11 protein-coding genes are annotated in these 12469 nt (G+C 54.5%); 4 read left to right on the forward strand and 7 right to left on the reverse strand.

Annotated features, from left to right (window positions below):
• The first annotated feature begins 266 nt into the window (after positions 1-266).
• The 3 genes from LB310_RS04785 (at position 267) to LB310_RS04795 (ending at position 4543) form a co-directional block, all read left to right on the forward strand.
• Positions 267-1319 carry a Gfo/Idh/MocA family oxidoreductase gene (locus LB310_RS04785; protein WP_157006739.1) on the forward strand — a complete coding sequence of 351 codons (1053 nt, stop codon included), beginning with the start codon at positions 267-269 and terminating at the stop codon, positions 1317-1319.
• 69 nt (positions 1320-1388) lie between these two features.
• Entirely contained in the window at positions 1389-2954 is a 1566-nt protein-coding gene (locus LB310_RS04790) for a class I adenylate-forming enzyme family protein (protein WP_157006742.1), read from the forward strand.
• Between the two features lie 38 nt (positions 2955-2992).
• On the forward strand, positions 2993-4543 hold the full coding sequence (locus tag LB310_RS04795; RefSeq protein ID WP_157006745.1) for a long-chain fatty acid--CoA ligase: 1551 nt from the start codon (positions 2993-2995) through the stop codon (positions 4541-4543).
• A gap of 4 nt (positions 4544-4547) precedes the next feature.
• Here LB310_RS04795 and LB310_RS04800 read toward each other — a convergent pair whose 3' ends face one another.
• The 7 genes from LB310_RS04800 to LB310_RS04830 all read right to left on the reverse strand — a co-directional run bounded on the left by LB310_RS04800 (position 4548) and on the right by LB310_RS04830 (position 10484).
• Complete coding sequence (locus LB310_RS04800) at positions 4548-5264, reverse strand: 4'-phosphopantetheinyl transferase superfamily protein (protein WP_157006748.1); 717 nt, start codon at positions 5262-5264, stop codon at positions 4548-4550.
• The gene (locus tag LB310_RS04805; protein ID WP_202914306.1) at positions 5257-6882 is read right to left on the reverse strand and encodes a (2,3-dihydroxybenzoyl)adenylate synthase; all 1626 of its coding nucleotides are present in this window, start codon (positions 6880-6882) and stop codon (positions 5257-5259) included. The genes LB310_RS04800 and LB310_RS04805 overlap by 8 nt, the downstream gene beginning before the upstream one ends.
• 313 nt (positions 6883-7195) lie before the next feature.
• Positions 7196-8446: a relaxase/mobilization nuclease domain-containing protein gene (locus tag LB310_RS04810; RefSeq protein WP_238994105.1), complete on the reverse strand. Its 1251-nt coding sequence runs from the start codon at positions 8444-8446 to the stop codon at positions 7196-7198.
• 2 nt (positions 8447-8448) lie between these two features.
• Complete coding sequence (gene mobC / locus LB310_RS04815) at positions 8449-8814, reverse strand: plasmid mobilization relaxosome protein MobC (protein WP_157006757.1); 366 nt, start codon at positions 8812-8814, stop codon at positions 8449-8451.
• Between the two features lie 225 nt (positions 8815-9039).
• Positions 9040-9345 carry a hypothetical protein gene (locus LB310_RS04820; RefSeq protein WP_157006760.1) on the reverse strand — a complete coding sequence of 102 codons (306 nt, stop codon included), beginning with the start codon at positions 9343-9345 and terminating at the stop codon, positions 9040-9042.
• 4 nt (positions 9346-9349) lie between these two features.
• On the reverse strand, positions 9350-9664 hold the full coding sequence (locus tag LB310_RS04825; RefSeq protein WP_087193162.1) for a hypothetical protein: 315 nt from the start codon (positions 9662-9664) through the stop codon (positions 9350-9352).
• On the reverse strand, positions 9651-10484 hold the full coding sequence (locus LB310_RS04830) for a ParA family protein (RefSeq protein ID WP_157006763.1): 834 nt from the start codon (positions 10482-10484) through the stop codon (positions 9651-9653). The genes LB310_RS04825 and LB310_RS04830 overlap by 14 nt, the downstream gene beginning before the upstream one ends.
• Positions 10485-10673: 189 nt before the next feature.
• Here LB310_RS04830 and LB310_RS04835 point away from each other — a divergent pair, with 189 nt between their 5' ends.
• Complete coding sequence (locus tag LB310_RS04835) at positions 10674-12374, forward strand: hypothetical protein (RefSeq protein WP_087193160.1); 1701 nt, start codon at positions 10674-10676, stop codon at positions 12372-12374.
• Positions 12375-12469 lie beyond the last annotated feature (95 nt).

Below are 12469 nucleotides of genomic sequence, written 5' to 3' on the forward strand. Positions count from 1 at the left end.
TGAGATGGTTGGCGCTTCGCCCGATTCGACTTTGTTCTTTTGAAGCCACCGGCCCAAATGTCAATGATGCTAGACGCTACCGCAAGTGCATGGTTGGCATTTCGGCACGATCTATACGAATGCCGAGACTCTGCTCTTCCTCTCGCAATTTTGCAATCCAAGAATCCAAAGCTCTATATAGAGGAAGCTGTTGCGCTCGTCGGAGGAAAGGTAGACGAAGTTGCAACGACGTCAAGTCCGTTCTCTAGTGTTGAGGAGGGGACAATATGAGCCTTTCGTCGCCCTTGGAGGTCTTGGTATGCGGAACAAAATTTGGGGCAATGTACATGCGCGCCGTAGCGTCAAACCCTCAGTTCAACCTAATTGGAATCCATTGCAAGGGCAGTGATCGGTCAAAGAAATTGGCAGAAGAGTACAGAGTGCCTTTGTTAACCTCACTTGAAGATATCCCAAAGAAGGACCACAGCAAAGCCGCAATAGCAGTGGTGGCTATACGTTCTTCCGTATTGGGAGGCGAATCCGAATCGGTAGCCTCAAGCCTAATGAAGAGAGGGTACGACGTCCTCATTGAACCGCCCATTCGCTCTAAAGAACTCGCAGACTTAATAAAGAGCGCCAGAAGCTCTGAAAGAAAATTGGCAGTTGCAAACATGTATGCGCATCTACCTCACATAGCGGCTTTCCTAAAAGCATTTTCGGATGTAGCAAAAAAGCGGCGTCCGTTCCTGATTGAAGTTGGAACGTCTTTTCACACGGTTGCTTTTCTTTCAAAAATATTGGATGCCATGATGCCTGGTAGCGCACTGCGCATAAATAAGGTCAGCACGGAAGGCCCATTTCGACGCATTTCTGCACAACTGGCAAACACGGCTCTCTCGATGCTCATCCATAACGAGGTCGATGATGCGGCCCCGGACGCATATGTGCATGCAACTATGCGATTTAGTGCCCATTTTCCTGAAGGGACGCTTCATTTGGTTGAAGCATGTGGGCCCCTTCTTTGGCTACCAGCCATGAAGACTGTCGGATACAGCAAGGTTGGCTTGCCCTTATCGAATGAAACGACCCATCCTATTGAATGCCTAATGGAAGAAGATAGAAGAAATTCATCCATTTGGATAAGCGATGGGTGGACTTGCGCAATAAGTGAAAACATCCTCAACTTTGCCAGCGCTACAAAAAACCTCAACGCTTCCGATGTTCTCTGTTCAAGAAATTGGTCAACGATCACGAAAGCGATTGGTTACCCGTCATCTGTCCATGTGGCATACGAAGAGGAAGGGCTGACCGACTCCCTAAAAAGAGCGCTTGGAGAGTAGCGAAAAGAAGTTGCGAATCTTCAAAAAGGATCGGATACCAACGCAAACCACCAGAAAAGGAGAAAGATTGTGACATTCCATGACAGCAAACCAGATCGTTCCCTTGTTCGGATAGTGAGAGACGCTCTTGCTTGGGCAGACGACGAAGAGATGATCGTTGCGCCCTCTGGAAATTTGAGCGGATCGCAAATGAGAAGCCGCTGCGACGCTTTGCGAGACGAACTGCTGAAGCAAGGCGCAACTCCTCAGACGTGTATCGCCTACGCCGGAAGCGTCGATGTTGGGGTATTAGTCTCTCAACTAGGAATCGTCTTGGCTGGCGGGATACCCGTGCCGTTAGCGAGTCATTACCCTATAGATATTTGGATCCAGTTCATAATTGATTTTAATGTAAAATTCATCATCTGCGAACCAGACAACACCCTTCCTCTCAGAAACGCGCTGGAAAAGGCTTCGGTTCCTCTCCAGATAATCGAGATAAGGCCCGACGGAACTCTACTTAATCCAACTTGTCTCGACACCAAGGAAGACCACGCCGGAAGCGCCCTCGATTTGGCTGAGATAATCTTCAGTTCGGGAAGCACTGGCTTTCCTAAGGCTTTTGCGCTCACCTTGGAAGCGGAATACTATTTCATCTCCACGTGGCTTACAGTATATGGAGAACGACAGCACGGACGCTTTCTTTGCCTTTCCATGTCCGGCAATATGCACACATGCCTTTCAGCACTATTGCGTCACGAGGTTCTAGTTATCTACGCTGGCTCAATGAACGCTCGTGAGATTGCTCGCGCCATCAACCAACATCGTATTACTGACCTTTTTATTCCTCCATCAATATTGATGGATTTTATCAACAACAGAGAAGTCGACACCGTCGATATATCCACACTGCAACGAGTGGCGTATGGAGGGCAAGCAGTATCAGCCACTGAGAAGAATAGAATCGCAGAAAAGATCGGATGCGAAGTTTTGCAGTTTTACGGAGGCACAGAAAGTGGCCTGCTTACTTTCCTTGGCCCTGAAGAGCACCGTTCCGGAGATGCCGATTTGCTCAGTTCGGCGGGGAAAGCATTTGCCGAATTGGGAACCTCTATACAAATTTGGGATTTTAACAGCGACAAACCCTTGGAATCCGGGCAAATCGGACGAATAATGGCATTTGGGCATGGGATCACAAGGAGGCTTTTTGGCAGTAACGAAGATTTCCAAATGAGAGGGGATTGGCGAGACACGGACGATGTTGGATATCTCAACGAAGACGGATATCTTTTTATCAAAGGGCGCGCTAGCGATGCAATAAGAACTAACGCCCGAGTGATTTTTAGCGGAGACGTAGAGAGTCTGATCGCCGCAAACTTCAATGTGGCAGAAGTCGCGGTACATGGCATGTCCAACTCCCTCGATAACGACCATATTTTCGTCTGGGTGAAACCATCTGCCAAGATTCTTGACAAAGCCAATCTAGCACATCGAGTATCCGCGGAATTCGCCATCGATGAGCAATATCTTCACATAGAACTACTTGAAGAAATACCCCACCATCAACGCCTGGCATACAAAGTCGATAAAGCCCTTTTGCGCAGCAAAGCTGTCGAATTCCTCAAAAATACCGAGAATGAAGCGGATCAACTCTGACAACCTCGAAGCAAGACACAGACAACGAAAGGAAGACCATGTCGTTAAGTGATGGCATCATCGAGCAAGACTTGCAATCTTATTATCGAGCCTTACTGGAAGAAGCTGGGGAAAAAGAAGTATTCATAACAAAATCCGGGAGTTTCTCCGGTTGTGAAGCGCTGAAAATCTGCGAATCTATAAGAGATGAGCTCATCCGTCGAGGCTTCAATTCTGGCGAATTCTGCGCATATGGAGGAAGCGACGACATTGGAATGGTTGCTGCTGCATTTGGCATAGCGATGGCAGGAGGAGCGTCTGTTGGACTGCAAAACTACGTTGGGCCAGAAAGCTGGGCGCGCTTCATTCGGGAAACAGACGCACGTTTTGTTATATGCGAACCTTTCTTGGTTGAAAAAATTAGAAGCTGCCTTCAGGAAGACGAACGTAAAATCGACTTCATTGAGATTTCAGAAAATGGAACTTTGCTGCATCCGATTGGGAGCGAAACGTTCTCCGATCGCCATAACAACCCCGACGACGCTTCCGTGGTAAGGTTCACTGCCGGCCAATCAGGAGCGGCCCAAGGCATCGTATTAACTCATAAAGCCCAGTTTTATTCTTTGGCAAAAATGGCAACCGTATACGGAGAAAGGGAAGACGGCCGATACCTCCAACTCACCCCTTCTACCGACTTGCAAGGTATCGCGATGCTGGTTGCTGCACTGCTTCGTCGTGAAGCGGTGGTGATTTATTGGGGGAAACCATCGACCGAAGGCATAGTGCGAGCAATAGAGCAACAGCGAATTACAGATCTGTTTCTTCCTTCTTCGCAAATGGTGAAACTTGCCAGAAGCGATGTTGCAGCCATGGCCGATCTGTCATCACTGGATCGTTTTGTATACGGCGGCCAGAAAGTAAGTGCCGAAGACATCATGGATGCCTACGATTTGCTTGGATGTGATTTTGCTCAAATATACGGATCGACAGAGACGGGCCTCCTTACATGGCTCTCTCCGGAAGATCACCAAAAAGGAGACCTGGAGGTGTTTGACTCTGCCGGAGTACTTGTGCCTTTTGACGGAACGGAAGTAGAGATTCGAGATCCTCGCACGGATCAAACTTTGGGGGTAGGAGACATAGGGCACGTTGTCACAAAAAATCCAAGCGTTTGCGTTCAAACTGTGGGATTTGATGCCCCTATCGAGGTCGTCGATGGTTGGCGAGATACGCTTGATCAGGGATATTTCGACGAGAACGGCTATCTTCACATCGTCGGTGTCTCGCGCGATGTCATTTTATATCGAGGGTTTGTCATGTACGCTTTCGACGTAGAAAAAGTTCTTCTCGATATGGATGGGGTGCGCATGGCAATCGCCCACCCCATCTCCGACAGCAAAGATGGAGAGCACATCTTTGCTTGGGTGGAATTAGAAGAAGGCTCGAATCTATCAGAAGAGGATATGGGTAACGAACTCGAAGTGGTTCGCGGCCCTTGGTATCGTCCATCACATATCGAAATAGTCGAAAAAATTCCCGAAAGGAAGAATTCAGGAGCCTTCGACAAGCAGGCATTGAGAAAACGCGCAGAAACGATGCTGGGGCTGTAGATCTCTATTCAGCTTGCAAAACCTTGATAGCGTAGTCGGCTTCTCGAAGAGGAATAGCTACCGATAAAAGACAATCGGTCGAATCCGCAGGAATATCGCTAACAAGCCATTTTCCTTGCCGACCTTCGACGTAAATGCTATCAAATTGACTTCTTCCCAAGTAGGGCTTCGACACGTCAACGAAGCGCAAGGGATAAGCAATGCCTACCCCTTGCGCTTTCGTTAACGCTTCTTTGCGAACCCAATAACGCAACGCAAGGGGATCGCCCCACTGGATTATATTTTTCCGCTCAAAAGAACTGAAGACATCGTCTCCAAGCCGAGATAAGCCTTCTTGATTTTTCCGTTCAATATCTATACCGACAGCGCATCGCGCAACTGAAAATGCAAAAAACGGGTAGGACTTTGACAAAGAAAACGATAACTCCTTGTTTCCCACAAAAAGCGCCGGGGGGCCGTGTCGGAATGACCCACATCGAGGACATATCTTTTTGCCAATCGCCACCGACGAAGGGCAGACATCAAAAAACGATGCGATATTCGTCCTCACAGCAAGGTGGACAGCTGCGTAAAAACAACGCAATTTATCAAATTTCAAACTTTGCCAAGCAGCTATTTCTTCAGCACTGAACCATTCGAGCGCCTTGTCCTTTGGGATCGAAATGCTATTGGCATTCCCAATCCACACTATCAACTCTCCAGATTTAACATACTCACGCATTTCTTTGAGCCTTCTTGCTCACCTTCCCGACGAAAGTTTCAGGAAACTTTTCCACGATTTCAAATTCATCAGGTACCTTGAATTCTGCGATGCCCTTCGTTCGAAGAAACTTCTTTAGTTTGAAAGGAGTGACTTCCGATGCATCGGCGTCAGCCTTCAATATCACAAACGCCTTGACCTTTTCACCAAGCAAATCATTGGGAATTCCGACCACCGAAGCATCGTGCACATACGCATGGGAAAGTAAAAGGTTCTCCACCTCTTCAGGCGCCACCTTCTCTCCTCCCCTGTTGATCTGATCCTTTTTGCGACCAACTACCGTCAAGTACCCGTGATCATCTTGGATGACCACGTCACCAGTCCTATAAAATCCCTCTGGGTTGAAGTCCTTTTTGTTCTGATCGGGCGCTTTGTAATACCCCCGAATAGTATATGGACCCCGAACGAGAAGATTTCCGGCTTGGCCATTGCGAACCGGCACCCCGTCATCATCTACTACCAGAATTTCATCGTCGGGCGAAATGCGCAATCCTTGTTTGGTTACAACAACTTCGTCTTCATCGTCAAGTCTGGTGTAATTCACAAGCCCTTCGGCCATTCCAAAAACCTGCTGAAGCCGACACCCAAGAACAGGCTTTATACGTCTCGCCGCTTCCTCACTCAATTTTGCTCCTCCAACCTGCAAAACAGCAAGTGAAGATAGATCAAATTCACCCACCAAAGGAGAGTTAAGCCAAAGTAAGGCAACAGGAGGAACAAGGGAGGCGCTGGTAATTCGATGCTTCTCGATGAGAGGAAACGCGATTTCGGGATTTCCATCATGCGCCAAAACAGTAGTCGCACCAGCAAATAGACACCCCAAAATCCCTGGAGAACTCATAGTATAGTTATGAGCTATCGGCAAAGATGTCAAATGAACGCTGCCAGAAGACAGCCCGCAAATTCGAGCAGATTCACGAACAGTGTACAAATAATCATCATGAGTGCGAGGAATGAGCTTTGGCTTGCCTGTGGTGCCACCAGAAAGCTGAAGGAAAGCCACATCTGCTGGTGAGCAGTATAATTCATGGCATCGAGGCTCTTGGTAAAGCTGGCTAAAACGAGACAACCCGTTGCTCACGTCGACGATGATGACGTTTTCTATCGTGGGAACCTCTGCCTTAATTTCTACGGATAGGGCCTCGTAATCGAAGCCCCCATATTTATCGACGGTTATGTATGCTTTCGCTTCTGAAAAACTGCAGAAATATTCTATTTCGGCCTTTCGGTGTGCAGCTAAAGCAAATACCGGAACTGCGCCCAGTTCAAACAGAGCAAACACCACTTCAAAATAAGCTGCAACATTTGGAAGTTGGACAACTACCCTATCGAAACGACCTATACCCAACTCTTGAAACCCTCGAGAGAGGGAAAGAACCCTCTGGCCTAGTTGTGCGTAAGTAACGCTTTCGGCACCGTCAATCACCGCAATACGATCAAAATAGCGTTCGACACTATTGAATAACATGTCAGCAATAGTCTCGCCCCTCCAGTAACCCTTTTCTCGATAAAGCTGAGCAAGATGTTCGGGAAAGGGCACAACGCCCTCGAGGAGCACGTGTTCAGGATGTTTGGCCAAAGAAAACACTCCTCTCATTACTTCACCGTATATGTTTTCTTACACTAACATTATGTAGCGCTTTGAAATATGCGTCAATTCAATATCTTTAGAGAGGAGGGGAGGGGGCGAAGGCGGGTTGCCCGATGTCCTCACTCAATTCAGTACAGCGTTTTCTCTTGAATACTCTGTTCAAAAAAGCTCGCAACACGATGAAGTAAGTCCATCAAGACTCAAATATGAATTCCTTTGCAAGCAGACAGGGCGGCAACATTCCACAATCGCAATCGAACGAATGACGGCAATGGGAAAAGGCGCGCTCCTCGAAGGGGCATCATCTGGCCGATTCTCTTTCTCCTTCAGAGCAGTTCCTCTCAGTCCGCCCTTCTCGCTCGCCATTGGAGGCGCGAGCCCGGCTTCCGACTCCGTGAAACCCTTCCCGCCCGGTGTCCCCGAGAGCCGCCGACCGCGCCTCCTCGGCCTCCCTCAGCACCGTCGCAGCCACGTGGCGAGAGAACGAGAGGTTGCTCAAGCGCGCAGTCTGCTCGTCGAGCTCCGACACAAGCGCCTCCTCCCTTCCCAACAGGTCCACCTGCAGCTCCTCGGGACCTCCCGAAGCGAGCCGCGCCGCCACCTCGCGCATCTCGGCCCTCGCAGCGGCAAGCCTCCCCTCGACCGACTCCTTGAGGGCATCGAAGCCCCGCAGCGACCCGATCCCCTCCCTCCTTATAGTGCGCAGGCACCGAGCCAGATCGTCGGCCGAGAAATGGGACAGCGCCCCCTTCCCCTCCACTTCCGAAGGGAAGTCTTCCCAGCGAGCATCCGGAGCAAGGGCCTCGATGCCGGAAGGGGAGAACGCCCGCCCCAAACTCTCGTCGGTGGCCTTGTGCTCTCCATCCGGGTGGAAGTAGGTGATGCCGCGCCTAGTCAACCGCATGGAGTACCCTGCCGAGCCGAGGGCTCGCTCAAGGGATGCGAAGTCCTCAGAAACCGCCCCGGCCGCAGTAACCGCCCTCCGGATGTCCTCTTTCCACGACGCCTCTCCCCGCGAGGCCATCCCCCGCTCGGCAGAGGTGCGCGCATCGCGGTCGGCACGTCGGGCGGGCAAGTCGGGCAAGGCGGAGAACCCCAGCTCCTCGGAGATACGCTGGAGGCGGTTCGCCTGCCGACGCTGGTCCTTGTCGCCCATCTGAAGCTTCAGGCCCGTCGCAAGGTTGGTGCAGTTAACCACGACGTGGGCATGGTATCCCGCACGGGCCGCATCGTCGTGCAGCACGACAGCGATCTCGTGGTCGGGGAACATCTCCCGAGCCCACCTCGCAGCGAGCCCCATCACCCTGTCCTTGTCGAGGGCCGCCTCGTCCTTCGGATTGGGAGACACGACGAAATGCTCGTAGAACCGCGTGCGACCGCGCCCGCCGCGCTTCCGGTCGTGCCCGTGGGCGCGGCGCGTGGCGTCCATGTCGGCCGCCCACTCGCGCTCGTCTCCGAGGTTCAGGCACAGGGTGGCCGCCGCGCGCCCGTTCCGTTCGAGGTACCTCTTCAGCGCCCGCACGGAGCTGTGCCCGTCTATGGTTTTGAGCATGGTCACGTGCGCGCCCTCCTCTCGGACGACAGCGCGTCCCGGACCGCACGGTACGCCTCGACGCGCGCCGCCTGGCTCTCGGAGACGGAGGCGATGGCATCGGCGCACCCGAGCGGGTCGACGCGCGAGAGCGCGTTGAGGCGATGGGCCACCTGGTTGAGGTTGTTGCCCTGCCGCGCCAGCTCGAGAAGCAGAGCGCGCAAAAGGTCGCGGTCGGCCGCCGGAAGCAGCACGGTTCCCTCAAGCGCCGCCGTCACGTAATCCGTTTTGGTGACCCCCGCAGCCCGCGCCCTCTCGGAGAGAGCCCGGTCCTGCGAGGGTGTGAGCCGGATGTGCAGGCGGGCATCCTTGCGCTCGTCTGCCGTCATAGCCCCCTCCCGTCTCCGCAGCCGCGGCGAAGAGAGCTCGCACGGGACATGATGGGAAAGAAGGGAATGACGGGGAAACCGCGACGCGCGAAGCGGCGGCGCGCCAGCGGGCGCCGGAGGCGACCGGTATTTGCGCGCACGAACGTGCGCACAAATACGGCTCTGGCTAGTGGACCCCCGCGCCCCGGCGCGGGGGCGGGGCGGCCGAGCCCCGACGGCAGAACCTCACGCCCCACGCGTTCCTCCTTCCCCTCGCTTGCGGCTCGCCTCGCGCGAGGCCTCCCTCGACCTCGCCTCGTCCTCGGCGCTTCTCTCCTGGGCCGATAGGTCGGCCGTCCGGGTTCCCGACAAGAGCATCATCGCCACGCGCCGGGCGGCATCCAGGTCGGGGGCCGACGCCACCTCTCCACCGAGTCTGCACGCCCCTCCGAACGCGTCCCGGCGAAACACCAGCACCCTTCCTTCCGAATACCCGTCTTCAGCGTTCGCAAGGTACAACCTGTGCCCATGAGCCTCTTCCACGAACTCCATGGCGTCACTCCTCGCATCCGAGCGCCGCTTTGGCCGTCTCGTACTCGTCTGGCCAGGTGGCGACGATGGCATGGCGCACGAGCTCGTCCTGTGTGGGCTTCGGGGCGTCCTTCGACATCTTTTGGGCAACCAGGGAGAGGGTGAAATGCTGCGAGGGCGTGAGCAGGACGTTGATGGGCTTGGTGTATGCGTCCGGCTCGACCGAGGAGCTGTGACGGGCCTCGTAGCCGGGAAGGTCGCTTGGACGCTCTGCGCACGCTTCTGCTGCGGACAGCATGTCGCGCACGGTGCTCCCTGCGAAGCTCCTACGCCGCGCCATCGGAAGCCCCCTTCCCATCCGCGAGCCCTAGCAGACGAAACGCCGCGTCGGCGACCGCCAACGCGTCCGCAGCCGCAGGGCTGTCGGGCTTGTAGTCCGGCAGATGAGCGCCCAAAGCTTGGGCCTCCTGCACCACGACCGACTGGCGGACGCGACCAATGACGGGAACCCCTTTCGCCTCCGCCCATCTTCTCAGCGCTTCGTCGAAGTCCTGTTGGACTATCGTGCGGCCCTGCCATCGGGTGACGACGACGCCCAGGACGGAGAGGCGGGTGTTGGCGCATTCGCGCACCTGGCCAACCGTGTCCACCACCTCTGCCGTCTCGTCGAACGCGAACTTCTCCGCAGCAGTGGGGATCAGCACGAAGTCCGCAGCCACAAGCGCGTTGAACGCGAGACAGCCGAGGCCGGGAGGGGTGTCGATCACCGCAAGATCGTATGCGTGCGCGCACGGCCCGAGCGCGCGGCGAAGCAGCCCGTCCCTCCCCGGTTTCGACGACAAGGCGAGGTCAGCCGCGGAGAGGTCGGGGGTCGCGGCGGCGAGCGAGACGCCGCCGGCATCGCACAGGACGCTTTCGAGCGCGGCCTTCTCGTAGAGCATGCGGGCCACGCCGGTTCGGACGGGGGCGGGATGCAGGTGCCTCGTCAGGTTGCCTTGGGGGTCAAGGTCGATCGCCATGGCGCGCAGCCCGCGCGCGGCGGCCTCTTGCGCTAACAGGGCGGCCATCGTGGTCTTCCCGACGCCGCCCTTTTGGTTCGCCACCGCCACTACGACCATGCGTCGGGTCGCCGCGTCTTCGGGAATAGGAATGCTCGGCACGTCTCCGTCACCTTCTTCGAATCATATCGGCCTGTCCTCGCGGGGCGTTATGTTCGGTAGGAGATGCCCCGCATCACCTTTGTACCATGATGAGATGGATAATGGGATAATGTTCTTACTAAAGTGGCGCAGGTAACGCAGATAGCGAAGCTGCGAGCGCCGAGGGCTGCCGCAGCGGAAAGGGACGGAATGGGCTTCGTTCATGAAATAGTGCCCCGATTCTCATTCAGGTATCGCGGGCCGGGCGATTTCGCCACCGTAGGCGAGGTGGCTGATGTGGGGCGGCTGAAGGATGCCGTGCTTGACGCGTTGGGCGATGCCGATGCCGCCGTCGACGTGAAGGGGCACGCTGATTTCGTGAGGTGGATGGAGGCCCGCAAGCTGTCAAAGCTGCGGGATGCCATCGACGTGTACAAGGAGCGAGGCGACATCCCGGAGCCGTTGTGCGATGCCGCAGCGGAATGCTGCGACCGCGCTAAAGACATATGCGAGGAGTCGAACAAGGGCGCTGTCGTGGCTTTTCTAAACGAGAATCTCCCTGCCCTCCTGGATCCTGCGAGCGATGATAGCCCGGAAGACATGCTTCCGGCCGTCGTCGAGGTGCTTCTTGAATTCAAAAAGGGAATTCGAGCAGAGACACTTCAGGAACTTATCGAGAAAAGGTGCTTCATACTCATCTTGCATCATGACAAGTTCCTTCCCTTGCTCAGAAATAACCGCCTTGCGGAAAGGTTTCTTGAGGCGGTGGTGGAGGATGCTCGTACGTGCCCTCCTAGATTCGAGTCCGCACTTCGAATCGCGATAGTTTTGGGCAGGGATGGCGAGTTCAAGGAAAAAGCAGATTGGGCTTTCGGGGAGCTTCTTAGCATTTGTAGAACCGGTGGCGCGTTCGGGGCCAGCGCTCTTCCTCGAATCATCGCGGCAAGGGATGCGGTATGCACTCTTAAGGCGGCGCACGATGGACATGCGGGTGACTTCGAGGCCCTAGTCTCCGAATTGGAAGGATCCCTCCGATTAGAGATGGGCAAAGGCGGACACCCGTCCTCGACGAAAGTGGACTTGAGTCCCGTCTTTGAAACCCTCAAGGACGAAAGCGCTCCCTTCGAATCTAGAATGGTCACCGCAATCCTTTTCCCTCTATCCGCCTTTCCCAGCGAGGGGCTGAGGGAGGGCCCCTTGGGTTTCGTCACCCAGACGGAGCCGAAGTCGGACGAACGGTTTACAAGGTCGTACCAAATGAGGCTTAGGCTCGCTTTGTCGATGGGAAGCCATATTGTTGGCGGCATTTTGGACGACGACGATCTGCGCGACGATCTTTTCCGCTGGCTGGAAATCACTTTCAACCTAGTGCAAACTAGGACGGGATCGCCTTCATGGGAGCGGGATTTCCTCCTGCTTCTACAATTCCTCTCCAATCTGTCCGACGCGATGGGGCAGGACGATCTCGAGCAAGGCGATCTTTTCTTGAGAACCCAGTCCATCGGGGCGATGTCGTTCATCTACGGGTTTCTTGAAAAGGCAATGAGACATATGGCGAGTTGCTTGCTCGGCGACTCATCCCTTGCCGAGATGGGAAAGACGACCATGGGCCGACTGACTGAAAATGAAAAGGTGAGGAGGGCTTTGACCGGCGAGTTATGCTCGGCTGTGGAATTCGTACTCAGCTGCAATCCTAACACGATGGTCGGAATGAACAGGAGGAACAGGCTCGCCCATTGGAACGATCCCTCCGACGAAGAGATAGGCTGCTGGGCGGCGCTCGAAGCCGCGTATCTCCTCTTGGCGGCCATGACCATGAGCACCCTGTTCTTCTTGGAGCAGGAAAAACCGGGCTGCTTTGGCGAAGATGAGGCCGCAATGCCGAACGCTTCAGGCGGTATACTTTCGTGATCTTGGTATCTTTATAACGAAAATAGCGTTTCATCAGGGGATACCTGAACATTCTCCGTATCCTATACTTTTCGTCGAGCCCGCCACTCCTACCG

Source organism: Gordonibacter sp. RACS_AR49, from assembly GCF_030418435.1.
Lineage (GTDB): Bacteria > Actinomycetota > Coriobacteriia > Coriobacteriales > Eggerthellaceae > Gordonibacter > Gordonibacter urolithinfaciens.

Bases quoted from the DNA above. Each gene is read 5' to 3' on its own strand.
- LB310_RS04785 (WP_157006739.1), top strand. From the start codon at position 267: ATGAGCCTTTCGTCGCCCTTGGAGGTCTTGGTATGCGGAACAAAATTT.
- LB310_RS04795 (WP_157006745.1), top strand. From the start codon at position 2,993: ATGTCGTTAAGTGATGGCATCATCGAGCAAGACTTGCAATCTTATTAT.
- LB310_RS04800 (WP_157006748.1), bottom strand. From the start codon at position 5,264: ATGCGTGAGTATGTTAAATCTGGAGAGTTGATAGTGTGGATTGGGAAT.
- LB310_RS04810 (WP_238994105.1), bottom strand. From the start codon at position 8,446: ATGCTCAAAACCATAGACGGGCACAGCTCCGTGCGGGCGCTGAAGAGG.
- mobC (WP_157006757.1), bottom strand. From the start codon at position 8,814: ATGACGGCAGACGAGCGCAAGGATGCCCGCCTGCACATCCGGCTCACA.
- LB310_RS04820 (WP_157006760.1), bottom strand. From the start codon at position 9,345: ATGGAGTTCGTGGAAGAGGCTCATGGGCACAGGTTGTACCTTGCGAAC.
- LB310_RS04825 (WP_087193162.1), bottom strand. From the start codon at position 9,664: ATGGCGCGGCGTAGGAGCTTCGCAGGGAGCACCGTGCGCGACATGCTG.
- LB310_RS04835 (WP_087193160.1), top strand. From the start codon at position 10,674: ATGGGCTTCGTTCATGAAATAGTGCCCCGATTCTCATTCAGGTATCGC.